This is a genomic window from Nonomuraea sp. NPDC050328, from assembly GCF_044459405.1.
GTDB lineage: Bacteria > Actinomycetota > Actinomycetes > Streptosporangiales > Streptosporangiaceae > Nonomuraea.
The window spans coordinates 108,499-130,882 of the sequence record NZ_JBITIW010000007.1 but is presented as its reverse complement, the minus strand read 5'-3'; the positions used below and the strand labels follow the sequence as shown (position 1 = coordinate 130,882).

General features: G+C 72.9%; 20 protein-coding genes. 8 read left to right on the top strand and 12 right to left on the bottom strand.

The features are described 5' to 3' along the window. Positions 1-7 precede the first annotated feature (7 nt). Entirely contained in the window at positions 8-1,645 is a 1,638-nt protein-coding gene (locus ACIBG7_RS25895) for an FAD-dependent oxidoreductase (RefSeq protein WP_397337842.1), read from the top strand. Between the two features lie 43 nt (positions 1,646-1,688). On the opposite strand, the gene ACIBG7_RS25890 is transcribed toward ACIBG7_RS25895, so the two are convergent. The 3 genes from ACIBG7_RS25890 to ACIBG7_RS25880 form a co-directional block, all read right to left on the bottom strand. After that, complete coding sequence (locus ACIBG7_RS25890; protein WP_397337841.1) at positions 1,689-2,219, bottom strand: TetR/AcrR family transcriptional regulator; 531 nt, start codon at positions 2,217-2,219, stop codon at positions 1,689-1,691. 126 nt (positions 2,220-2,345) lie between these two features. Further along, positions 2,346-3,179, bottom strand: a complete 834-nt coding sequence (locus ACIBG7_RS25885) for a virginiamycin B lyase (protein ID WP_397337840.1) — start codon at positions 3,177-3,179, stop codon at positions 2,346-2,348. Continuing rightward, positions 3,179-4,651, bottom strand: a complete 1,473-nt coding sequence (locus ACIBG7_RS25880) for an ABC-F family ATP-binding cassette domain-containing protein (protein ID WP_397337839.1) — start codon at positions 4,649-4,651, stop codon at positions 3,179-3,181. Before ACIBG7_RS25880 ends, ACIBG7_RS25885 begins: the two co-directional genes overlap by 1 nt. A gap of 100 nt (positions 4,652-4,751) precedes the next feature. On the opposite strand from ACIBG7_RS25880, the gene ACIBG7_RS25875 reads away from it, so the two are divergent. Next, positions 4,752-5,402, top strand: coding sequence for a TetR/AcrR family transcriptional regulator (locus tag ACIBG7_RS25875; RefSeq protein ID WP_397337838.1), 651 nt, complete (start codon positions 4,752-4,754; stop codon positions 5,400-5,402). Here the strand turns inward: ACIBG7_RS25875 and ACIBG7_RS25870 are convergent. From ACIBG7_RS25870 to ACIBG7_RS25850, 5 genes are read right to left on the bottom strand one after another with little or no spacing between them, the layout of a single operon-like run. After that, the gene (locus ACIBG7_RS25870; protein ID WP_397337837.1) at positions 5,338-5,967 is read right to left on the bottom strand and encodes an HAD family hydrolase; all 630 of its coding nucleotides are present in this window, start codon (positions 5,965-5,967) and stop codon (positions 5,338-5,340) included. The genes ACIBG7_RS25875 and ACIBG7_RS25870 overlap by 65 nt on opposite strands. Before the next feature lie 34 nt (positions 5,968-6,001). Further along, positions 6,002-7,084 (bottom strand): ABC transporter ATP-binding protein, encoded by a 1,083-nt coding sequence (locus tag ACIBG7_RS25865; RefSeq protein ID WP_357933347.1) that lies wholly within the window; start codon positions 7,082-7,084, stop codon positions 6,002-6,004. After that, positions 7,068-7,913, bottom strand: coding sequence for an ABC transporter permease subunit (locus tag ACIBG7_RS25860; RefSeq protein WP_357933349.1), 846 nt, complete (start codon positions 7,911-7,913; stop codon positions 7,068-7,070). Before ACIBG7_RS25860 ends, ACIBG7_RS25865 begins: the two co-directional genes overlap by 17 nt. Next, positions 7,901-8,701: an ABC transporter permease subunit gene (locus ACIBG7_RS25855; RefSeq protein ID WP_357933351.1), complete on the bottom strand. Its 801-nt coding sequence runs from the start codon at positions 8,699-8,701 to the stop codon at positions 7,901-7,903. Before ACIBG7_RS25855 ends, ACIBG7_RS25860 begins: the two co-directional genes overlap by 13 nt. Before the next feature lie 6 nt (positions 8,702-8,707). Then, positions 8,708-9,859 (bottom strand): extracellular solute-binding protein, encoded by a 1,152-nt coding sequence (locus ACIBG7_RS25850; RefSeq protein ID WP_357933354.1) that lies wholly within the window; start codon positions 9,857-9,859, stop codon positions 8,708-8,710. A 111-nt stretch (positions 9,860-9,970) separates the two neighbouring features. Here ACIBG7_RS25850 and ACIBG7_RS25845 point away from each other — a divergent pair, with 111 nt between their 5' ends. The 3 genes from ACIBG7_RS25845 to ACIBG7_RS25835 are packed head-to-tail and all read left to right on the top strand — an operon-like array spanning position 9,971 to position 14,840. Next, on the top strand, positions 9,971-10,717 hold the full coding sequence (locus ACIBG7_RS25845) for a GntR family transcriptional regulator (RefSeq protein ID WP_357933357.1): 747 nt from the start codon (positions 9,971-9,973) through the stop codon (positions 10,715-10,717). Then, the gene (locus ACIBG7_RS25840; RefSeq protein WP_357933360.1) at positions 10,609-11,058 is read left to right on the top strand and encodes a DUF6504 family protein; all 450 of its coding nucleotides are present in this window, start codon (positions 10,609-10,611) and stop codon (positions 11,056-11,058) included. Before ACIBG7_RS25845 ends, ACIBG7_RS25840 begins: the two co-directional genes overlap by 109 nt. Beyond that, positions 11,058-14,840: a DNA polymerase III subunit alpha gene (locus ACIBG7_RS25835; protein WP_397337836.1), complete on the top strand. Its 3,783-nt coding sequence runs from the start codon at positions 11,058-11,060 to the stop codon at positions 14,838-14,840. The genes ACIBG7_RS25840 and ACIBG7_RS25835 overlap by 1 nt, the downstream gene beginning before the upstream one ends. Before the next feature lie 66 nt (positions 14,841-14,906). On the opposite strand, the gene ACIBG7_RS25830 is transcribed toward ACIBG7_RS25835, so the two are convergent. Beyond that, positions 14,907-15,530, bottom strand: a complete 624-nt coding sequence (locus ACIBG7_RS25830; protein WP_357933365.1) for a DUF4328 domain-containing protein — start codon at positions 15,528-15,530, stop codon at positions 14,907-14,909. 54 nt (positions 15,531-15,584) lie between these two features. Then, the gene (locus tag ACIBG7_RS25825; RefSeq protein WP_357933367.1) at positions 15,585-16,226 is read right to left on the bottom strand and encodes a response regulator transcription factor; all 642 of its coding nucleotides are present in this window, start codon (positions 16,224-16,226) and stop codon (positions 15,585-15,587) included. 90 nt (positions 16,227-16,316) lie between these two features. Between ACIBG7_RS25825 and ACIBG7_RS25820 the strand changes: the two genes are divergently transcribed. Both ACIBG7_RS25820 and ACIBG7_RS25815 read left to right on the top strand, forming a co-directional pair. After that, positions 16,317-17,030 carry an ABC transporter ATP-binding protein gene (locus tag ACIBG7_RS25820; RefSeq protein WP_397337835.1) on the top strand — a complete coding sequence of 238 codons (714 nt, stop codon included), beginning with the start codon at positions 16,317-16,319 and terminating at the stop codon, positions 17,028-17,030. After that, the gene (locus ACIBG7_RS25815) at positions 17,027-18,970 is read left to right on the top strand and encodes an FtsX-like permease family protein (RefSeq protein WP_397337834.1); all 1,944 of its coding nucleotides are present in this window, start codon (positions 17,027-17,029) and stop codon (positions 18,968-18,970) included. Before ACIBG7_RS25820 ends, ACIBG7_RS25815 begins: the two co-directional genes overlap by 4 nt. Before the next feature lie 171 nt (positions 18,971-19,141). On the opposite strand, the gene ACIBG7_RS25810 is transcribed toward ACIBG7_RS25815, so the two are convergent. Further along, positions 19,142-20,143, bottom strand: coding sequence for an LLM class F420-dependent oxidoreductase (locus tag ACIBG7_RS25810; protein WP_397337833.1), 1,002 nt, complete (start codon positions 20,141-20,143; stop codon positions 19,142-19,144). Between the two features lie 121 nt (positions 20,144-20,264). Between ACIBG7_RS25810 and ACIBG7_RS25805 the strand changes: the two genes are divergently transcribed. Continuing rightward, positions 20,265-21,674 carry a sulfatase gene (locus ACIBG7_RS25805; protein ID WP_397338133.1) on the top strand — a complete coding sequence of 470 codons (1,410 nt, stop codon included), beginning with the start codon at positions 20,265-20,267 and terminating at the stop codon, positions 21,672-21,674. Here ACIBG7_RS25805 and ACIBG7_RS25800 read toward each other — a convergent pair. Beyond that, entirely contained in the window at positions 21,671-22,372 is a 702-nt protein-coding gene (locus ACIBG7_RS25800) for a FadR/GntR family transcriptional regulator (protein WP_397337832.1), read from the bottom strand. The two genes, ACIBG7_RS25805 and ACIBG7_RS25800, sit on opposite strands and share 4 nt — an antisense overlap. Between the last annotated feature and the right edge of the window lie 12 nt (positions 22,373-22,384).

Genomic DNA, 22,384 nt, shown 5'->3' with positions numbered 1-22,384 from the left:
GGGCGTCATGCGCTGGGATCACAGCTATGACGTAGTGGTGGTCGGCTCCGGCGCGGCCGGGCTCGCGACCGCGCTGACCGCGCAGTTGCACGGCCTGAGCGCGGTGGTCGTGGAGAAGACCGGCAAGTACGGCGGCTCCAGCGCGCTGTCCGGCGGCGCCATCTGGGTGCCGGGCAACCTCTACCTCGACGGCACCGAGCTGCGCGACACCAGGGAAGAGGCCCGCACCTACCTGAAGTCCACCGTCGGCGAGCGCGTCCCTGAGGAGCGCCGCGAGGCCTACCTCGACCGCGGCCCCGAGATGGTGCGCTTCCTGCACGAGCGCACCCGGCACGTGCGCTTCGAGTACACCCCCGGCTACGCCGACTACTTCCCCGAACTGCCCGGCGGCAAGGCCCTCGGCCGCAGCGTCGAGCCCGCCCTGTTCGACCTGCGCCGGCTCGGCGCGCTACGCAAGATCATGCGCCGGGCCGAGCTGCCCACCTACGGCATGGTCATGAACAGCCGGGAGTTCCACAAGGTCAACATGATCACCCGCACCTGGCGAGGCCGGCGCATGGCGCTCAAGATCGGGCTGCGCGCGGTCGCCTCCCTGTTCACCGGCGCCCGCTGGGCGGCGCTCGGCGAGGCGCTGGTCGGGCGGCTCTCGCTCAGCCTGGCCGAGGCCGGCGGCCGGATCTGGGTCAACACCCCGTTCGAGGACCTGGTCGTCGAGGACGGCCGGGTCACCGGCATCCGCGCCGGCGGCAAGACCATCCAGGCGAAGGGCGGCGTCGTCCTGGCCGCCGGCGGCTTCTCGCACAGCCAGGAGCTGCGCGAGCGCTACCTGCCGCAGCCCACCGACGCGCGCTGGAGCTCCGCCTCCGAAGGACAGACCGGCGACGTGCTCGGGGCCGCGCTCCGCGCCGGGGCGGCGCTCGACCTCATGGACCGCGTGTGGGGCATGCCCGCGGCGGTGCCGCCGGGGGAGAAGCCGGTCTTCCTCGTCACCGACCGGGCCGTGCCCGGCATGATCGTCGTCGATCCGCGCGGCGAGCGGTTCGTCAACGAGGCCGCGCCGTACCACCAGTTCGTGGACACCATGTACGCCAAGGACGCGGTGCACTCCTGGATGGTCATCGACTCGCGGACCAAGAACCGCTACATCATGCTCAACCACTTCCCCGGGCAGCCGTTCAAGGCGGCCTGGCTCAAGTCGGGGTTCGTCAAGAAGGCCGGGACGGTCGAGGAGCTGGCCCGGCGGATGGGCGTGGAGCCGGACAAGCTGGCGGCGACGGTCGAGCGCTTCAACGGCCTGGCCCGGCGCGGGCGGGACGAGGACTTCGGGCGGGGGGACAGCGCCTACGACCGCTACTACGGTGACCCGACGCTGCCCGCGCCCAACCTCGCGCCGCTGGACAAGGGGCCGTTCTACGCGATCCCGCTGGTTCCCGGGGACATCGGCACCAAGGGCGGTGTGCTCACCGACGTGCGGGCCAGGGTGCTCCGGGAGGACGGCACGGCCATCGAGGGGCTGTACGCGGCGGGGAACGTGTCGGCGGCGGTGATGGGGGAGACCTACCCCGGGCCCGGGGCCACCCTCGGACCGGCGATGACCTTCGGCTACGTCGCCGCCACCGACATCCACACCCACCTCAACCCCTGACCCAGCCTCTCCTGAGGGCTCGCTGCCCGGGGTGGCCGGTGTCCTAGCGCGGGGTGGCGGCGCCTTCCAGGAAGAGCCGGACGATCGCGTCGGTGGCGTCCTCGACCCCGAGCTGCGCCAGCGGCGCGACGCTCAGCGCGCCCAGGACGAGCGAGCCGTGCAGGGCGGCGAGCTGGTCGTCCGGCAGGTCGGTGCGCAGCACGCCGTCGGCCTGTCCCCGCCCGGCCAGGGCCCGCAACCGCTCGCCGACCTCTTCCTCCTCCGGCCACAACCGGGCCCGGTGCGTGCTGACCACCCAGAACTCCCGGCCCACGGTCAGCAGCGCCCGCGTCATCCTGGCCAGCCCCTCGGCCACCGGCACGGCGTCGATGTTGGCCGCGTCCAGCACCCGGACCGACTCCTCGGCGGCGAACCGCCCCAGCTCCAGCAGCAGTTCCTCGCGGTTGGCGAAGTGCCGGTAGAGGGTGGCGCGGCCGACCCCGGCGGCGGCGGCGATGTCGGCCATCCCGGCCCGCTCGTGCGTGCGGAGCGCGGCGGCGGCCGCCCGCAGGATCGCCTCCCGGGTCCGTGACATGCGGCCATCCTAATGATCAGACCCCCGCCCCCCGACCCAGCCGCGCAGCGCGGTCAGGGGCGGAGGTGCCGTCCCGGCACGAGGCGGTGCCGGGGCAGCGCACCAGCGTGCCCAGCGCTCAGGGGGTCACGGGGTGAAGCTGGTCAGGGTCCCGGACTCCATGGCCACCCAGATCCGCCCGTCCGCCCCCACGGCAAGCCCATGCGGCTCGGCCCCGTCGAGCTCGAACTCCGTGATCTCCCCCTCAAGAGTGATCCGCCCCAGCCGGCCGGCCCCCCACTCGGTGAACCACAACGCCCCGTCCGGCCCGGTGATGATCGCGTGCGGCCGGGCCGAGCGGTCAGGCAGGGGATACTCCACGATCCCCCCGTCCGGCGTGATCCGCCCGACCTGCCCGGCCCCGATCTCCACGAACCACACCGCCCCGTCCGGTCCGGCGGTGAGACCCACCGGCATGGCCCCCTCGGTCGGCAGCGGAAACACCGTCACCTCACCCGCGGTCGTCACCCGCCCGATCGCGTTGCCCTGGTTCAGCGTCACCCACAGCGCCCCGTCGGCCCCCGCGGTGATCGCCGAGGGCATGCCCGGCATCTCGACGGAGGTCACCGTCCCGTCCGGCCCGATCCGGGCCACCCGGTCGGCCTGCACCTGGGTGACCCACAACGCCCCGTCCGGCCCGTGGGCCATCCCGTACGGCGAAGCCAGCTCCACGGAGCTCACGCGCCCCTCGCGGGTGATCCGCGAGAGCCGTCCCCCGGCGAACTCGGTGACCCACACCGCCCCGTCCGACGCTTCGGCGAGCACCGTAGGCTGCCCGTCGGCCGGGTCGAGCTGGAAGACCTCCACCTCGCCGCCGCCCGACACGCGCCCGACGCGTCCCTCCTGGGCCATGCTGAACCACATCGTGCCGTCCGACGCCGTCATGACGCCGTACGGTGAACCGTCAACCTTGATCGTCATCAGACGCTCACCCGCTTCCCCTCGAACCTGGCGCGCAGCGCCCGGTCGTGGGTCACCACGACCAGCGCGCCCTCGTACTCCCGCAACGCCGCCTCGAGCTCCTCGACCAGCACCGGCGACAGATGGTTGGTCGGCTCGTCCAGCAGCAGCAGGTCGTGCTCCCCGGCCAGCACCTTGGCCAGCGCGAGCCGCCGCCGCTGCCCTTCGGACAGCGCGCCCACCTTGACGTCGAGCAGGTCGCCGGGCAGCAGCCCGGTGGCCTCCAGCGCCGAGCGCGGCCCGCCGTAGGCCTGCGCGACCGTCTGGCCGGGGTCGAAGACGACCTCCTGCCGCAGGTAGCCGACGCGGCCCCGGGCCTGTTCGTGGATGCGTTCCAGCAGCGTGGTCTTGCCCGAGCCGTTCGGGCCCTGGATCAGCAGCCGCTCGCCCGGTCCCACGCTGATCCCGGCCGTCACGCCAGGCCCGTCGCCATCGGGGCCGGTCAGGTCGAAGGCCCGGGTGCGTCCGTGCCCGGCGAAACGGCCGCGGAAGCGCAGCGGCTCCGGCGGTCGCGGGACCGGGTCCTCCTCCAGGCGCCGCAGCCGCTCGTGCGCCTGCCGTACCCGGGAGGCGACGGAGCTCTGCACCCGCCCGGCGTTGCGGTCGTAGGCCATCTTGTTGCCGTCCTTCATCGCCCGGCCCGCCGCGACCCGGCGGGCGGTGGTGGCGGCGAAGTCGCGCACCTGGCGGACCTCCTCCTGCCAGGCGGCGTAGGCCTGCTCCCAGCGCTGCCGCGCGGCGGCCTTCTCGGCCAGGAAGGCGGCGTAGCCGCCGCCGAACCGGGTCACCCCGCCGTGCTCGACCTCGATGATCGAGGTGGCCACCCGCTCCAGGAAGGTGCGGTCGTGCGAGACGACCACGACCGTGCCGGGGTGGGCGCGGAGCCGGTCCTCCAGCCAGGTCAGTGCCGCCTCGTCGAGGTGGTTGGTCGGCTCGTCCAGCAGCAGCACCTCGGGCGAGGCGGCCAGCAGGCAGGCCAGGCCGAGCCGGGCCTGCTCGCCGCCGGACAGGCTGGTCAGGGGACGGTCGCGGCCGATCCCGGCCAGGCCGAGACCGTGCATCGAGCGCTCCACCCGCAGGTCGGCCTCGTAGCCGTCGCGGGCCTCGAAGGCGGTCAGCAGCTCGCCGTAGGCGACGAGGTCCTGGTCCTCCGCGGCCCGCTGCAGCGCGGCCTCGAGCTCGCGCAGCTCGGCCAACGCCAGGTCGATCGCCTCGCCGACGGTGCCGCCGGCCAGGGTCTGCGCCAGGTGCCCGGCGCCGCCCGCGGCGCTCACCGTGACCTCGCCGTCGTCGGGCCGTTCCACGCCCGCCAGGATCCGCAGCAGCGTGGACTTGCCCGAGCCGTTCTCCCCGACGATCCCGGCGCGCTCGCCGGGCCGGATGGAGAGGGTCACGTGGTCGAGGACGACCCGCTCGCCGTACGTCTTGGACACGCCGTGAAGGCTGAGCTGAGTGGACAGGATGGACCTCCAAAGACAACTTGTGTAGCTTTAAGCTAGCCGACTGTCCCGCTAAATGCAACTGGAGTTGTCTTTGAAACGTCCCGGTGGGCGCAGCGCCCGCGTTCGCGACGCCGTACGGCAGGCCACGCTGGCCGAGCTGGCCCTGCACGGCTTCCAGGGCCTGACGGTCGAGAACGTCGCCCAGCGCTCCGGCGTGCACAAGACCACCGTCTACCGGCGCTGGGGCAGCGCGGAGGGGCTCGTCGCCGACGCGCTCGACCTGGCGGGGGAGGAGCCCTGGCCGGTGCCGGACACCGGCACGCTCGCCGGCGACCTGCGCGAGCTGGCGGACATGGTCCGCACGGGCGTCCAGGACGACTCGCTGGTGCACTCCTTCGTCGCCGCCGCCTTCCAGAACGGCGCGGCGGCCGAGGCGCTGCACCGCTTCTACCAGGCGCGGCACGAGCAGTCCGCCGAGGTCGTGCGCCGCGCGGTGGACCGGGGCGAGCTGGGGGCGGAGGTGGACGCCGAGGAGCTCGTCCGGCTGGCCATCGGGCCGCTGTTCTACCGGATCTTCATCTCCCGCGAGCCGATCACCGAACGGGAGGCCGAGCGGGTCGCCGACGCGGCCCTCGCCGCCGCCCGCGCCGGGATCCTCGACCGCGCCCCGGCGGAGGTCAGGACCGAGCCGGCCGGTCCAGGGAGTGAAGCTGGGCCAGCGTCGGCATCCGGGGCACGGTGAGCACCCGGCAGCCGGCCGCCCTCGCCGCGGCGATGCCGGTGGGGCTGTCCTCGATGGCCACGCAGCGGGCCGGCTCGACGCCCAGCCGGGAGATGGCCTCCAGGTAGGGGTCGGGGTACGGCTTGCCGCGCGGGGTCTCACCGTCGGCGACGACCGTGCGGAAGGGGTGCGGGAGCTGCTTCAGGACGAGGTCGACGATGCGCCGCGGCGAGGCGCTGACCAGGGCGGTCGGCACCTCGCCGGCGGCCAGCTCGCCGAGCAGGCCGAGCGCCCCGTCCACGAAGCGCACGCCGGCGGCGATCCGGGCGGCGAACTCCTCGGTGAGCCGCTCGGAGACCACCGCCATGTCCGCGACATGGTCGTCCTGGGCGCGGCTGGCCGAGGCGGCGCGGGACAGCAGGTGGGCGGCGGTGTCGGCCACGGTCCGGCCGTGGACCGAGTCGGCGTCGTCGCCGGTGAGCCGCACCCCCAGGTCGCGGGCGACCGAGGAGGCCGCCTCCCACCACAACCCCTCGGTGTCCACCAGCGTGCCGTCCATGTCGAACAACACCGCGTCAAAAGGCACAGCGTCAAAAGGCACAGCGTCAGACCCCGCTGCGTCAGACGACACTGGCCGGGTCCTCGGCGGGGCTGACCGGCACGGGGGTCTCGGCCCGGCGGGCGGAGACCAGGACCGGGCGCTCGACCAGCCGCACCGACACCCGGGTGCCGGGCGCGAGCCGTACCGCCTCGTGGCCGGGGACGTCGGCGAGCACCTCGCCACCCTCCAGCGCGACCCGCAGCCGCACCGAGGCCCCGCGGAAGGACGCGGCGACGATCTCGGCGCGGCCGTCCTCGGCCGGGCTGACCTGCACGGCCTCCGGCCGCACCAGCACGTCCACCTCCGCGCCGGGCGCGGTGCCGTCCAGCGGCAGGAGCTGGCCGAGCACGGTGACCCGGTCGCCGGAGACGCGGCCGGGCAGATGGTTCATGGTCCCGACGAACTCGGCGACGAACGGCGTGGCCGGGCGGTCGTAGACCTCGGCGGGCGCGCCGCACTGCTCCAGGCGGCCGTCGCGCAGCACCGCGACCCGGTCGGCGACCGACAGGGCCTCCTCCTGGTCGTGCGTGACGAAGATGGTGGTGATGCCCAGGTCGAGCTGGAGCCGGCGGATCTCCTCGCGCAGCCCCACCCGGACCTTCGCGTCCAGCGCCGACAGCGGCTCGTCCAGGAGCAGCACGCGCGGCTCCAGCGCCAGCGCGCGGGCCAGGGCGACGCGCTGCTGCTGGCCGCCGGAGAGCTGGTGCGGGAACCGGTCGGCGTGGGTGGCCAGGCCGACCAGCTCCAGCAGTTCCTGGGCCTTGGCCCGGCGCACGGCCGCGGCGACCTTGCGCACCCGCAGGCCGAAGGCGACGTTGTCCAGCGCGCTCAGGTTGGGGAAGAGCGAGTAGGCCTGGAAGACCATGCCCGCGTCGCGCTTGTTGGCCGGGACGCCGGTGATGTCCTTGCCGTCGAGCAGCACTGCGCCGGAGTCGGGCCGCTCGAACCCGGCCACGCAGCGCAGCGCGGTCGTCTTGCCGCAGCCCGACGGGCCGAGCAACGCGACCAGCTCGCCCGGCTCGACGGTCAGGTCGAAGCCGTCGAGCGCGACGGTCTTCCCGAAGGTACGGCGAAGCGCACGGAACTCAAGCCTGGCGGCCACGGTTGGTCCCCCTTGAGACGAGAAGCAGCAGCAGCCAGGTGAGCAGCAGGCTGAGCACGGAGACGGCGACGGAGAGCTGGCCCTTGGACCCGGAGATCGACACGATCCACACCGCGAACGGCCGGTAGCCCATGATGCTCGCCATGGTGTACTCGCCCAGCACCAGCGCCAGCGACAGGAAGGCGGCACTGGCCAGCGCCGAGCGCAGGTTGGGGATGATCACCCGGAACATCACGTGCGGCCAGGAGGCGCCCAGGTTGCGCGCGGCCTCGACCATCGTGCGCAGGTCCATGGTCCGGAGCCCCGCGTCGAGCGAGCGGTAGACGAAGGGCAGCACGAGGATGACGTAGGCGAAGACCAGCACGGCCGGGAAGGTCGTGCTGCGCATCGCGGTCAGCGTGGCCCAGAACGGCGTGGGCGCGACCAGGTCCTGGGCCAGCGCCACGGAGCGGCTGTAGCCGGCCACGAAGGCGATGGGCGGGATGACCAGCGGCAGTGTGCAGATGATCTCCAGCACGGGACGCAGCCTGGGCGCGGCCAGCCGTACCGTGATCATGGCGGGCAGCATGAGCAGCAGGACCAGCGCGATGGTGGCGGCGGCCAGCCCGAGCGAGAGCAGCAGGCTGCTCCAGAAGCCCTCGGCGCTCCACAGCTCGGCGTAGGGCGCCAGCGAGAAGCCGGTGACCCGGTTGTAGGCGGTGAACCAGAAGGCGGCGCCGAGCGGCACCAGGAAGTACAGGCCGGCCAGCGCCAGGACGACGCCGCGCCACAGGCGGGGCATCTCGCCGCGGGCGGCGATCGGCTCGGCGGTGGTGGCTACTGCAACCACTTGGTGCTCCTTCGCTGCAGCGGCAGGTAGACCGCCATGACCAGGGCGGCGACCAGGACCATGTCCAGGCTCAGCGCCAGCCCCACGTTCTCGAAGCCGGTCTGCACGTCGCCGGAGAGCGCGGCGGCGATCTTGAGCGTGATCAGCGGCAGCACGGTGCCCGCGCCCATCGCGGCGGCGGTGGCGTAGGCGGCGAAGGCCGAGCCGAACAGCAGCACCACCCCGCCGAGCAGGCCGGGGGCCAGGACCGGCAGGCCGACGTAGCGCCAGTAGTGCCAGGCGGTGGCGCCGTTGTTCAGCGCCGCCTCCCGCCACTGCGGCTTGAGCCCGTCCAGCGCGGGCGCGATGACCAGCACCATGAGCGGCACGGAGAAGTACAGGTAGACCAGCGCCAGTCCCCAGAAGCTGTACAACGCGCCGGACGGCAGCCCGAGCAGGCCGCTGACCAGCCCGGAGTTGCCCAGCGTGGCCACCCAGAAGAAGGCCAGCGGCACGCCGCCGAAGTTGGCCAGCACGCCGGAGGCGGTCAGCACGCCCTCCCGTAGCGGCTTCCAGGGGGAGGTGACGATGGCCTGGGCCAGCACGGTGCCGAGCACCGCGCCCAGCACGGCCACGACGGCGGACAACTTCACGCTGTTGAGCAGGGCGAGCAGATAGCCGCCCTGCATGGTCAGCGCGAGCGTCTCCGTGCCGCGGTCGAAGGCCCCCGTCACCATGACGACGGCGGGGGCTCCGAAGGCGAGCGCGGTGAACAGCAGGAGCGGCCAGGCGCCCAGCGACCTCTTCAAGACCGATCAGCCCGCGACGGCCGCGTCCCAGGTCTTGGCCAGGGCTTCCTTGGCCTTGGTCACCTGGTCCTCGGTCGGGAACTTGGTCTCGCCCTCGACCGGCGGCAGCTTGTCGGCCAGCGCCTTGTCGATGGTGCCGTCGGCGGTCATGGAGGGCATCAGCACCGGGCGGGCGCCGCCCTTGAGCCACAGGTTCTGGCCCTCGGTGCTGTAGAGGAACTCCATCCACAGCCGCGCGGCGGCCGGGTGCGGGGCGTCCTTGTTGATGGCCTGCGCGTAGTAGGAGGCGTAGATGCCGTCGGTGGGCACCGAGACCTGGAAGTCGATGCCCTTGGGCATGAACTGCTCGCGGTAGCCGGCGTTCAGGTAGTCCCAGTCGATGCTGATCGGCGTCTCGCCATTCTCGACGGTGGCCGGGGTGGACTCGACCGGGTTGTAGTTGCCGACGCTCTTCAGCTTCTTGAAGAACTCGACGCCCGGGGCGATGTCGTCGAAGGTGCCGCCGTTGGCCAGCGAGGCCGCGTAGACGCCGCCGAAGGCCGAGCCCGACTTGTTCGGGTTGCCGTTCAGCGCGACCTTGCCCTTGTACTCGGGCTTGAGCAGGTCGGCGAAGGTCTGCGGGCAGGTGCCGATCTTCTTGGCGTCGCAGCCGATCGAGACGTAGCCGCCGTAGTCGTTGACCCACAGGCCGTTCGGGTCCTTCTGGCCTTCGGGGATCTTGTCGAAGGACTGCACCTTGTAGGGCGCGTACAGGCCCTCCTTGGCGCCGCTGAAGGCGAAGGCCTGGCCGACGTCGAGCACGTCGGGGGCGCTGGGCTGGCCCTTGCGGTCCTTGACCGCCTTGATCTCGTCGGCGCTGGAGGCGTCCGGGTTCTCGCTCTCGATCTTGATGCCGTACTTGGCCTCGAAGGTCTTGATGATCTCGCCGTAGTTCGCCCAGTCGGGCGGGAGCGCGATCACGTGCAGCGCCCCCTCCTTCTTGGCCGCCTCGACGAGCTTGTCGAGACCGCCGAAGTCGGCGGCCGAGGTGGCGGTCCGGGCGTCCACGCCGCCGGCGGCGGAGGACGAGGGCTGGGTCTGGGTGGAAGGTGCGGCACCGCAAGCCGCGGTGACCAGGGTCAGGGCTGCCAATACGCCGGCCGCGCGGGGTGCGGACACGTCGCCTCCACTCTCCGGGGATCTGGATCGAAACTAGGGGAACTTGTACAAACAAGCCAGACCTAGTTAGTCGCATAAAGATTGCTATTTCGTGAACTGAAAGGGTCAGTAATGGTTGCTCGCTATGAACGAATTGCCGCTGAGCTGCGAGAGGACATTCTGCGCGGCGCGCATCCGGTCGGCTCCCAGCTCCCCTCCGAGTCCGAGCTGGCCGCGCGCTACTCCGCCGCCCGCGGCACCGTACGGCAGGCGGTAGCCGTGCTGGCCGCGGAAGGATTGGTGGGCTCTCGGCAGGGCGCCAGGCGGATCGTGCTCGGCACCACGCGCAGCCAGAGTTTCGCCGAACTGCACAGTTTCGCGCAGTGGGCGCGGGCCAACGGCTATGCCTTCGGCGGCGAGGTGATCTCGCAACACCGCCGCCCGGCCACCGGACCGGAGGCCGAGCGGCTGGGCGAGCAGGACGTGCTCGAAGTGCTCCGCGTGCGCACCCTCGACGGCGAACCCGTCCTGCTGGAACGCACCGTCTACGCCGGCTGGATCGCCCCCGCCGTCGCCGCCCTGCCCGCCGACTGCGGCTCGGTCACCCAGGCGCTCTACGACGCCGTCGGCCTCGTCTTCGCCTACGGCGAGCACCTCATCGACGCCGTCGCCGCCACCACCGCCGACGCCCGCCACCTGGGAGTACGGCGCGGCAGCCCGCTCCTGCGCCAGCGCCGCGTCACCACCACCCACGAGGGCCGGCCCGTCGAGTGGTCCGACGACCGCTACCGCGCCGGGAGCGTCGCCTTCAGCATCCGCAACTCCATCGGCGCCAACCCGCTCGTCCGGCAGGCCGGCGACTTGCGCTTTGGCGCTTGAGAACATATGTTCGACATGTAGCGCCCGACCTTCCCCCGGGCAGTTGGCAACTGGCCCCCGGGGAGACAAGCGTCTTGAGCAGACTTTATGGCGATCCCATAGAGGTATGGACCCGAGACGGGGAACCGACCCAGTTCGTCTGGCGTGACCGGCTTTACCTGGTGCGCCGGATGCTCGACCACTGGGTGGTCTCCCGCGAGTGGTGGAAGACCGGCGACGACGATCCCGGCGAGCGCCTCTTCTGGCGGGTCGAAGCCAGCCCCGGCCGCGAGGTCGGCACCTACGAACTCCGTTACGACACCGCCAGCGGCGGCTGGCTGCTGCTGAGGGCGTGGGACTGATGCGCGACTTCCCGCACCTCAACGTGTCCTCGGCCTACTCCATGCGGTACGGCACCGCCTTCCCGCCCGCCCTCGCCGCCCGCGCCCGTGAGCACGGCATGGACATCCTCGCCCTCACCGACCGCGACGGCCTCTACGGCGCGGTCAAACACGCCCAGGCCTGCGCCGACACCGGCCTCCGCCCCGTCTTCGGCGTCACCCTGGTCCTCGACCCCTCCGCCCCGGGGAGGGAAGGTCCCCCCTCCCCTGGCCACCCCAGGCTCGACGACGAGTCGGCTCGTCTACGGCGGCAGGGGCCGACGCCGGGCTTTTCCTCCGGCCACCCCAGCCAGAGCGGCGGGACGGCTGGTCTACGGGGACGAGGGCCGACGGCGGGCGCTCTTCCCGGCCACCCCAGCCCAGGTGGCGGGACGGCTGGTCTACGGCGCTCCCAGGCAACGGCGGGTGCTTTTCCCAGCAGACCAACCCCCAGCCCCTCCCGAACCCCCACCGGCCCAGACGCCCACGACAGGGTCACCGTCCTGGCCCTGTCCGACGGCTGGCCGAGGTTGTGCCGCCTGGTCACCGCCGCCCACGCCGCCGGCGACCGCGGCGCCCCCCGCGTGTCCCACGCCCTCCTGGCCGAGGCCGGCCCCGGCCTGGTGGTCCTGCTGGGCCCCCGTTCCGACGTCGGCCGGGCGGTGGCCGCGGGCCGGGACGAGCTGGCCCGCGCCCTCCTGGACCGCTGGAAGGCCACCGTCCCCGCCCTGGCGGTCGAGGCCGTCGACCAGTACGGCTACCGCGACGCCGCCACCGCGGTCCGGATGATCGCGCTGGCCGACGCCGCCGGCGTGCCCGCCGTCCTGACCAACGCCGTGCGGTACCTCGATCCCGCCGACCACCAGGTGGGCGACGTCCTGGACGCCGCCCGCCAGTTGGTCCCCCTGCACCCCAGGCATCTGGAGCGCACCACTTCGCACGCCTACCTGAAGAGCGGCGAGGAGATGGCCAGGGTCGCCGCGAAGATCTGCGGCGGCGACCGGGGGAGGGCCGAGCGCCTGCTGCGCACCACCCGCCACCTGGCCGAGCGGTGCGCGATGGACCCCTTGCGGGTCCTGGCGCTCAAGGACGGCCGCCTGCACCTGCCAGAGATGGGCAGGGATCCGGTCCCGCTGCTGCGCAACCGCTGCTTCGACGGCCTGTACGAGCGCGGCCTGCACCGCGACCGGGACGCCAAGGACCGGCTGCGCGAGGAGCTGGCCGTCATCGAGCGCAAGAACCTGTCCGGCTACTTCATCGCCGTCGCCGGCATCACCGACATGATCCGCGGCATGGGCGTGCGGTGCGCCATCCGCGGCTCGGGCGCGGGCAGCCTGGTCAACTACCTGATCCGCATCGGCGAGGTGAACCCGCTGGAGCACGGCCTGCTCATGGAGCGGTTCCTGTCGGAGGGCCGCGTCGGCCTGCCGGACATCGACGTGGACGTCGAGTCGGCCCGCCGTCTCGACTGCTACAAGGCGATCTTCGACCGGTACGGCGAGTCGCGGGTGGCCTGCGTGTCGATGATGGAGACCTACCGCGCCCGCAGCGCGCTGCGGGACGTCGGCGCGGCCATGGGGCTGCCGCCGCACGAGATCGACCTGATCGCCAAGGCCTTCCCGCACGTGCGGGCCCGCCAGATCACCGCCTCGCTGGCCGATCTGCCCGAGCTGCGCGAGTCACGGCTGGGCGAGGCGGGTCTCGACCGGGTGTTCAAGCTGGCCGAGCGGCTCGACGGCCTGCCCAGGCACATCGCCCTGCACCCGTGCGGGGTGCTGGTCGGCAACGCCGGGCTGGGGGACGTCACGCCGGTCGAGCGCAGCATGCTGGAGTTCCCCATGTCGCAGTTCGACAAGGACGACGTCGAGGAGGCCGGGCTGCTCAAGCTCGACGTGCTCGGCGTGCGCATGCAGTCGGCGATGGCCTACACGCTCACCGAGATCGAGCGGGTGGACGGCGAGAGGATCGAGCTCGACGCCGTGCCGCACGACGACGCGACCACCTACGACATGATCTGCGCCAGCCGTACGCTCGGCTGCTTCCAGATCGAGTCGCCCGGCCAGCGCGAGCTGGTCGCCAAGCTGGAGCCGCGCACGATGAACGACCTCATCGTGGACATCTCCCTCTTCCGCCCGGGGCCGGTCAACTCCGACATGGTCACGCCGTACCTGGAGGCGCGGCACGGCTGGCGCAAGCCGGTCTACGCGCACGAGCGGCTGCGCGCGGCGCTGCAGGAGACGCACGGCGTGGTCGTCTTCCACGAGCAGGTGCTCAAGGTCATCGAGGTGATGACCGGCGAGGACCTGTCGTTCGCGGAGAAGATGCGCCGCACCCTCGCCACGCCCGAGGGCAGGGCGCGGGTGCGCAAGGAGTTCGTGCCGCGCGCCAAGGCGCAGGGGTTCGCCGACGCCGAGGTGGAGCGGGCCTGGGAGGTGCTGGACGCGTTCGGCGCGTTCGGCTTCTGCAAGGCGCACGCCGCCGCCTTCGCGCTGCCCACCTACCAGTCGGCCTGGCTCAAGCGCCACCACGCCGCCGCCTTCTTCGCCGGGGTGCTCACCCACGAGCCGGGCATGTACCCGCAGCGGGTGATCGTGGACGAGGCCCGCCAGTGCGGGGTGCGGATCCTGCCGCTCGACATCAACAGGTCGGGCCGGGAGTGGCGGGTGGAACGGCTCGGGATGGAGGTGCGCGCGCCCGCGGCGGCGCTGGAGAAGCCGGGGGAGCGGCGGCCCTTCAACGCCGAGGAGCTCGGGCGCGGCTACGCCCTGCGGGTGCCGTTCTCCTCGGTCAAGGGGGTCAGCGAGGCCGAGGTCGACCGGATGCTGGCCGGCCAGCCGTACACCTCGCTGTCGGACTTCTGGGAGCGGGCCCGGCCCTCGCGGCCGGTCATGGAGCGGATCGTGCAGGTCGGCGGGCTCGACGCGCTGCACGAGCTCGACCCGGGCGGCGGCGGGCCGCGCTGGCGGCCCGGCCGGCTGACCAGGCGCGACCTGATCGCCCAGGTGGGCGCGCTGGAGCGGGCCTCCACCTCCGGCACCCGAGCCCCGGCCCGCGCCGGCAAGCGGTACGGCAGGCCGGACCCGCCGCCGCCGGAAGCGGCGGCGGCGATCCAGCTCCCGCTGGGCTTCACCGAGCACATCGCCCCCGGCGAGCTGCCGGAGATGACGGAGACCGAGATGGTCGAGGCCGAGCTGGAGATCCTCGGCATCGACGTCAGCCGGCACGTCATCAGCTTCCACGACGAGCTGCTCGACGCGCTGGGCGTGGTGCGCTCGCGTGACCTGCTGACCCAGCGCAACGGCGCGGAGATCCTGGTCGCCGGGGTCAAGGTGGCCACCCAGACGCCGGCGGTGCGGTCGGGGCAGCGGGTCATCTTCGCCACCCTCGACGACTCGACCGGGCCGGTGGACCTGACCTTCTTCGAGTCGGTGCAGGGGCACTGCGCGTCGACGGTCTTCGGTTCGTGGCTGATGGTGGCGCGCGGGGTGATCCGGCGGACCGGGCCGCGGGCGGTGTCCATGCGGGCGCTGGACTGCTGGAACCTGGTCGATCTGGAGGCGGCCTGGCGGCGCGGCGGCCTCGCGGCGGTCCGGGCGATCGTCGACCGCGTGCCCGAGGAACGCGAGGGCGTCGGCGGGCGGCGGATCGAGTACGCCAACGGCTTCCGGCTCTCGCCCTACGCCGATCTCGGCCCGGCGATCGTCTCGCCGTCACGCCGGCTCTGGCACGCCAGCCAGGGCAGTTCCGGCCCGGCCGCCGCCTGACCCGGCCGCCGCCTGAGCTGGCCGCCGCTTGAGCTGGCCGCCGCTTGAGCCGGCCGGGCAGAAGGCTCACACGTGCGACAGCGAGCCGGGCAGGGCGCGGCGGGCGCGGGCGGCGACGGTCTGGATGCGCTCGATCTCCCGGACGGTCGCCGCGCACAGCACGGCGGCGAACGCGGCCAGCGCCAGCTCGCGCACGCCGATGCCGGTGAGCGTGCCCGCGCTGTCGTCGCCGAGCCGGATGATCAGCGAGGCGACCGCGGCCAGCCAGCTCAGCCACCAGGCGCCGAGCAGGAAGAGCCAGCGGGGCCGCTGGTCGAACGGCGGGCGGGAGTTCTTCCAGACGTCGTCCACCAGCACGACCGGCGCGACCAGGGCGACGCCGGGGATCAGCCAGCCGAGCAGCACCGGCGCGGGGGAGGCGGCACGGTCGTGGGCCTGGCGGACCCGGACCAGCCAGGTCAGGTAGGCGACGGCGGCGACGGCCAGCGTGCCGACGACCAGCATGATCAGGACGGCGAAGACGGTGACCGCGCCGACCACGGCCTGGGCCGCCGTGCTGTCCGGGTGGTCGATCGAGGCGAGCTGGGTGACGAGGCTGTGCCCGCGCAGCTCCTCGAAGACCACGAGCGCGGTCAGGGACGCGATGTGGGCGGCGAGGGCCACATAAACGGCCCGGGTGATGAATCGCACGTAGTTCTCCCCTGCTGTGCTGATTCACTTTTATCCCGCCGGGCGCGTTCCTAATCAGCTCACCACGCCGGACTCCCAGGCCCAAGCTGCGATTTCGCCACGATTCCTGGCCCGGAGTTTGCCCTGGATACTGCCAAGGTGGGTCTTAACCGTCGAAAGTGAAACGAACAGTTCGGCGGCCACCTCCTGATTGGTCCGGCCGCGCGCCACCAGCCGCACCACGTCGAGCTCGCGCTCGGTCAGCGGGTCGTCCAGCGGCTTGGCCACGGTCGGCTTGGTGAGGTGCTGCAGCAGCCGCACGGTGACCGAGGGGGAGACCAGCGCGTCGCCGTTCACCGCCGCCCGGATCGCCTCCAGCAGCAGGGTGGGGCCGCTGTCCTTCAGCAGGAAGCCGGTCGCGCCCGCGCGCAGCGCGCCGTAGACGTACTCGTCGAGGTCGAAGGTGGTCACGATCACCACGCGCAGCGGCTCGGCCACGCCGGGCCCGGCCAGCAGGCGGGTGGCCTCCAGCCCGTCGAGCTTGGGCATGCGGATGTCCAGCAGGCACACGTCGGGGCGCAGCCGTCTGGCCTCGGCCACCGCCTCGGCGCCGTCGGCGACCGCGGCGACGACCTCCATGTCCGGCTGCGCGTCAATGATCATCTGGAAGCCGGTGCGGACGAGCTCCTGGTCGTCGGCGATGAGCACTCGAATCACCCGTCCAGCATAGGATCAGCCGTTCGGCCGATCTCGCTCCGTCCACGTGGCCGATCCGCCGGGCGAGCCGGGCCTCCAGGCTTGGTGACCATGAGCGAGGTACTCGGGGGCTACGCCCTGACGAAGCATTTCGGACCCACCACCGCCCTGGCCGGGGTGGACATCGCCATCGGCGAGGCGGAAGCCGTCGCGATCATGGGTCCGAGCGGTTCCGGCAAGTCCACCCTGCTGCACTGCCTGGCCGGGATCATGAAGCCCGACTCCGGCGAGGTGCACCTGATGGGCCAGCGGGTGGACAACCTGGGCGAACGCCAGCGAAGCGCCCTGCGCCGCACCCGCTTCGGCTTCGTCTTCCAGTTCGGCCAGCTCCTGCCCGAGCTGCCTGCCGAGGAGAACGTGGCCCTCCCGCTCATGCTGGGCGGCGTCTCCCGCACCCAGGCGGTACGGCAGGCGTGCGACTGGTTCGGCCCGCTCGGCCTGCAGGGCATGGAGGGCCGGCGGCCCGGCGAGCTGTCCGGCGGCCAGGCCCAGCGCGTGGCCATCGCGCGCGCCCTGGTCACCAAGCCGGCGGTGGTCTTCGCCGACGAGCCCACCGGCGCGCTCGACCAGAGCACCGGGCACGACACCATGCGGCTGCTGGTCGAGGCGACCAAGCACAACGGCGCCTCGCTCGTCGTGGTCACCCACGACCCGAACGTGGCCGGCTGGTGCGACCGCACCGTCGAGGTGCGCGACGGGCGGCTGAGCGGCTCCGCCGTACCGGACCAGACCTTCACCCAGCTCCTGCCGGGGGTCCAGGCGTGAACGCGACCCTCTCGCTGGCCTGGAGGCTGCTGCGCGGCGGGGGCCGCCGCGGCCTGCTGGGCACGTGGCTGACCTTCGGCGCGGTCGCCGTCTCGACCGCCCTGCTGCTCTTCGCGATCAGCGCCAACCTGGCCTTCGACGCGCGGGCCGAACGCGGCGCGTGGCGCAACCCGGTCGCGGCCAAGAGCGGCGCGGTGGCGGTGCAGGCCACCCGCCTCGACTACGTGGCCGGCCGCCCGATCACCGTGGTGGACATCGCCGCGCTCGGCGACCGGGCGCCCGCACCGCCCGGACTCCCGCGCGTGCCGGCCCCCGGCGAGGTGTGGCTCTCGCCCGCCCTGCGCGAGCTCGCCCGCGAGCTGCCCGCCGACCGGCTGGCCGCCCGCTACCCCGAGCAGCGGGGCACCCTGGGCGAGGAGGCGCTGGTCCACCCGGAGGAGCTGGTCGTGGTGGCCGGGCACCGCCCGGACGACCCGGCGATGAAGAGCCGCGATCGCGACGTGGCCATGGGCTCGGTCAAGCCGACCCGGGTGGCCTCCTTCGCCGGCACCCCGACCGACGACGCCATCGGCTACCGGATCCTCGCGCTGATCGCCGGCGTGCTCATGGTCGTGCCGTTGCTCGTCTTCGGCGGCGCGGCGGCCCGGCTCACCGTGGCCCGCCGTGACCAGCGGCTGGCCGCGCTCCGCCTGGTCGGCGCCACCCCGGCGCAGGTCGCCGGGATGACCGTGGCCGAGGCGATGCTCGTGGCCCTGGCCGGCGCGCTGGCCGGAACCGTGCTGTACGGCCTGGCCGCCCCGCTGCTGACCAGGATCGAGATCGGCGGCGGCCCCTGGTACACCGCCGACCTGTGGCCGCCGGTGTGGATCGTCGCCGTGGCCCTGGCCGGCGTCCCGGTGCTGGTGGGGCTCTCGGCGGTCGCCGGGCTGCGGCGCGTGGTGGTCAGCCCGCTGGGCGTGGCCAAGCGGGAGACCCCGCCCGGGCTGCGCTTCGTCCGGGTGCTGGTGCTGCTCGCCGCGCTGATCGCGGTGCCGGTGCTGAGCCGCCAGGCCGGCGTGGCGGTGATCGCCGGCGCGCTCGGCCTGGCCTTCCTCTCCCTCAACCTGGTCGGGCCGTGGGTGGTCGCCGTCATCGGCCGGGTGACCGCCGCGAGGGCCCGGCGGCCCGGCACGCTGCTGGCCGGGCGGCGGCTGGTCGACGACCCGCGCTCGGCCTGGCGCACCGTCAGCGGCGTGGCGCTGACCGGCTTCGTCGCGGGCTTCCTCGGGCTGCTCAGCCCCAGCGCCGACCTGCTCGGCTCGCCCGACCGGCACCAGTTGACGCTGGCCGTACCCGTTGGGCAGGCCGAGAAGGCCGCCGCCGAGGCACGCGAGCGGCTGGCCGTGGCGGGGGTCAGGGCCGAGGTCGAGACCACCAAGGGCGGGATCGTGGCCGCCCTCGGCACCGGCGCGGACCAGGCGGTCACCGACCGCGCCCGGACCGCGCTGGAGGGCCTGGCCCCCGGCCACACGGCCACCACCGAGGCCGAGGACGGGTCCACCTCCGCCCAGGTGCTCAAGGACGTCGGCACCGGCACGGTCGTGGTGCTGGCCGTCTCCTTCCTGGTCGCCATCGCCAGCGCGGGGATCACCGCGGCCTCCTCCGTGCTCGACCGGCGCCAGACCTACGCGCTGCTGCGCCTGGCCGGGACGCCGCTGGAGGTCCTCGACCGGGCGCGGCGCTCGGAGACGCTCATCCCGCTCGCGGTGATGGGCGGCGGCTCGATCGCCACCGGGGTGCTGTGCGCGCTGCCCTTCATGTACGCCGCCATGAACGTGCGGGGCGTGCTCACGCTGGTGACCTGCGTGGTGCTCGGCTTCGGCGGGGTGCTGGCGGCGGGGGCGCTCAGCCGGCCGCTGCTGCGCTCGGTCACCGCCGACCCGGCGCCGCGGCCGGACTAGTCCCGATCGGACTCCCAGCCGAGCTCGCCCCGGCCACTACGGGCACCCAGCCGTCCCGCGTCCTGCCGGTCTCCAGGGCGCGGGCGGTGGCGTCCACTGCTGCCGTCCAGGACTGCGGCCGGCAACAGCACGGTCAGGCCGACACGTAAGCCGCGGATCACCCGCAGCACCCTAGCCCAGGACGAGGTCCCGGACGGTGGTCAGCGACGCCTCGTCCCGCGGGCCCATCACCAGGAGGCTGGTGACGGGGCTGGCCCGCCACACCTCCAGCCGCTCCTTGATTCGCCCGGCCGGGCCGACCAGCGAGATGCCGTCGGCCAGCTCGTCCGGGACGGCACTGAACGCCTCGTCCTTGCGGCCGGACAGGTAGAGCGCCTGGATGCGCTCGGCGGTCTCGGCGAAGCCCATGCGGCCGATGATGTCGGCGTGGAAGTTGCGGTGCTTGGCGCCCATGCCGCCGATGTAGAGGGTGAGCATCATCTTCACCGCCTCCAGCGCGCGGGGGACGTCGTCGTCGATGAGGACCAGCACCATGGCCGCGATGTCGAAGTCCGGGGGAGCGGGGGCGAGGGCCTCGCCGTACATCTCGCCGATCTTCTCCGGGAAGGCGAACAGCGGCAGCCAGCCCTGCGCGATCTCCGCCGACAGCGCGACGTTCCTGGGGCCTTCGGCGCCGAGGTAGACCGGGATGTCGGGGCGCAGCGGGTGGGTGATCGACTTGAGCGGCTTGCCCAGGCCGCCGGGGAGCGGCAGCGGGTGGTGCGGCCCGGGAGCGGTGACCGGCTCCTCGCGGCGCCAGATCTTGCGCATGATCTCGACGTACTCGCGGGTGCGCGCGAGCGGGCGGCCGAACGGCTGGCCGTACCAGCCCTCGACCACCTGCGGCCCGGAGGCGCCCACGCCGAGCAGCAGCCGCCCGCCGGTCAGGTGGTCGAGCGTCATCGCGGTCATCGCGGTGGCGGCCGGCGTGCGGGCCGACAGTTGCACGACCGAGGTGCCGAGCTTGATCCGGGAGGTGCGCGCGCCGTACCAGGCGAGCGGGGTGAAGGCGTCGCTGCCGTAGGCCTCGGCGGTCCAGACCGAGTCGTAGCCGAGCCGCTCGGCGAGCAGGACGGTCTCGGTGGCGTCGTCGGCGGCGCGTTGCCAGTAGCCGAGATTCAGGCCGAGTTTCATTAGAACACGTTCTATTATCCCGCTCCGGGTGTCAATGAGCGATCTCCGGGGCAAGGTGGCTTCTGTGCTGAAGGGTCTGTGTCGAGTCGTATGCATAGCGTTGTTGATGCTGGTCACAGGGATGCCCTCGGTGTCCGCGACCGGCGGTTTCGCCACGCGCAAGCCCGTCAGAGCGCCCGCGAAGCCGAACGTCGTCCTGATTCTGGTGGACGACCTCGAGGCGGGGAACCTGCACCTGTTCCCGAACATCTCCCGGCACCTGGTCCAGCAGGGGATCTCCTTCGAGCGCACCTTCGTGACCAACTCCTGGTGCTGCCCCTCCCGCACCTCGATCCTGCGCTCGCAGTACGTGCACAGCCACAACGTGCTCACCAACACCGCCCCCGAAGGCGGATTCGACCGCTTCAACGCCCTCAAGCTGGACCGTTCCACCATCGGCACCTGGATGAAGGCGGCCGGCTACCGCACCGGGCTGATGGGCAAGTTCCTCAACCACTACCCCGGCAATTCGGCCGCCGCCACCTACGTGCCGCCCGGCTGGGACACCTGGGACGTGCCCGTACGCAACCTGTACGAGGAGTACGACTACACCCTCAACTCCAACGGCACGCTGGTCGACTACGGCTGGGCCGAGCAGGACTACCTCTCCGACGTGCTGGCCGCCAAGGCCACGGCCTTCGTGAACGCCGCCGGAGACACGCCGTTCTTCCTCTACCTGGCCCCGGTCGCGCCGCACAACCCCGCCAACCCCGCGGTACGGCACGCCAGCGCCTTCCCCGGCGCCAAGGCCCCCCGCACGAAGTCCTTCAACCAGGAGGACGTCGAGCGCGAGCCCCGCTGGCTGCGCGACCTCCCGCTGATCAAGCCGGCCGGCATCGACCGCATCGACGAGCGCTACCGCGACCGCCTGCGCGCCATGCTCGGCGTGGACGACCTGGTCGGCACCCTGGTCGACGCCCTGGAGGCGGCCGGCGAACTGGAGGACACCTACCTGTTCTTCGCCTCCGACAACGGCTTCCACCTGGGCACCCACCGGCTCCGCCAGGGCAAGACCACGCCGTTCGAGGAGGCCATTCACATCCCGCTGGTCGTGCGCGGTCCCGGGGTGGCGCGCGGCGCGGTCAACGACGCGATGTGCGCGACCATCGACCTCGCCCCCACCTTCGCCGAACTCGGCGGCGCGACCGTGCCGGCCTTCGCCGAGGGCCGCTCGCTGGTGCCGCTGCTGCGTGGCCAGCGGCCGGCCAACTGGCGGCGCAACGTGCTGATCGAGTTCTTCCGGCCGGCGAACAAGAAGTCGGCCCGCCAGACGCCCGTGCCGCCCTACACCGCGATCCGCACCGAGCGCTACACCTACGTGCGGTACGCGACCGGCGAGACGCAGCTCTACGACCTGGTGGAGGACCCGCAGCAGCTCGACAACCTGGCCGCCTCCGCCTCGCCGGCGCTGCTGATGCGGCTCGACTACCTGATGCGGCTCATGCACACCTGCTCGGGCGCCTCCTGCCGGGTGGCCGACGCCCGCTCCTAGGCGGGTGCGGGGCCCGGCGGGTAGGTCTTGGCCAGGTGGTCGGTGACCGCGCGGGCGGCCTCGGCGGGGTCGCCCACCGTGATCGCGTCGAGGATGCGCTGGTGGTCGGCGCGCAGCCCGGCGGTGTCGCCGATCCGCTCGACCGCCTGCACCGCGTGCGGCCGGACCGAGTCGCGCAACGACCGCATGATCACCGCGATCAGCCGGTTGCCGGAGGCGTCGGCGATGGCGCAGTGGAAGGCGATGTCGTGCTCCACGAACTCCTCGGGCCCTGAGGCGGCGTCCATGGCGGCCAGGGCCTCGCTCAGCGCGCTGGTGTCCGGCCCGCGCAGCGCGGCCCGCTCGGCGGCGAAGCGCTCGATCATCAGCCGGGTCTCGATCAGCTCGGCCGGCTCCAGCCCGTCGAGCCCCACGTGCAGCCGGAGCAGGTCGGTGAGCGCCGCGCCGGGCCGGGAGATGAGCACCGCGCCCGCCTCGGGACCGCGGCCCACCTGGGAGGAGAGCACTCCGAGCGTCTCCAGCACGCGCAGCGCCTCGCGCACGGAGGAGCGGCTGACCTGGAGCTGCTCGGCCAGTTGCCGCTCGCCGGGCAGCCGGTCGCCGATCCGCATGCCGTCCTCGGCGATGCGCCGCTCGATCTGGGCGAGCACCTCCTCGAAGGTCCGCGTCCGCTTGACGGGTGCCCAGCTATCTGCCATAAGGTCAGACCA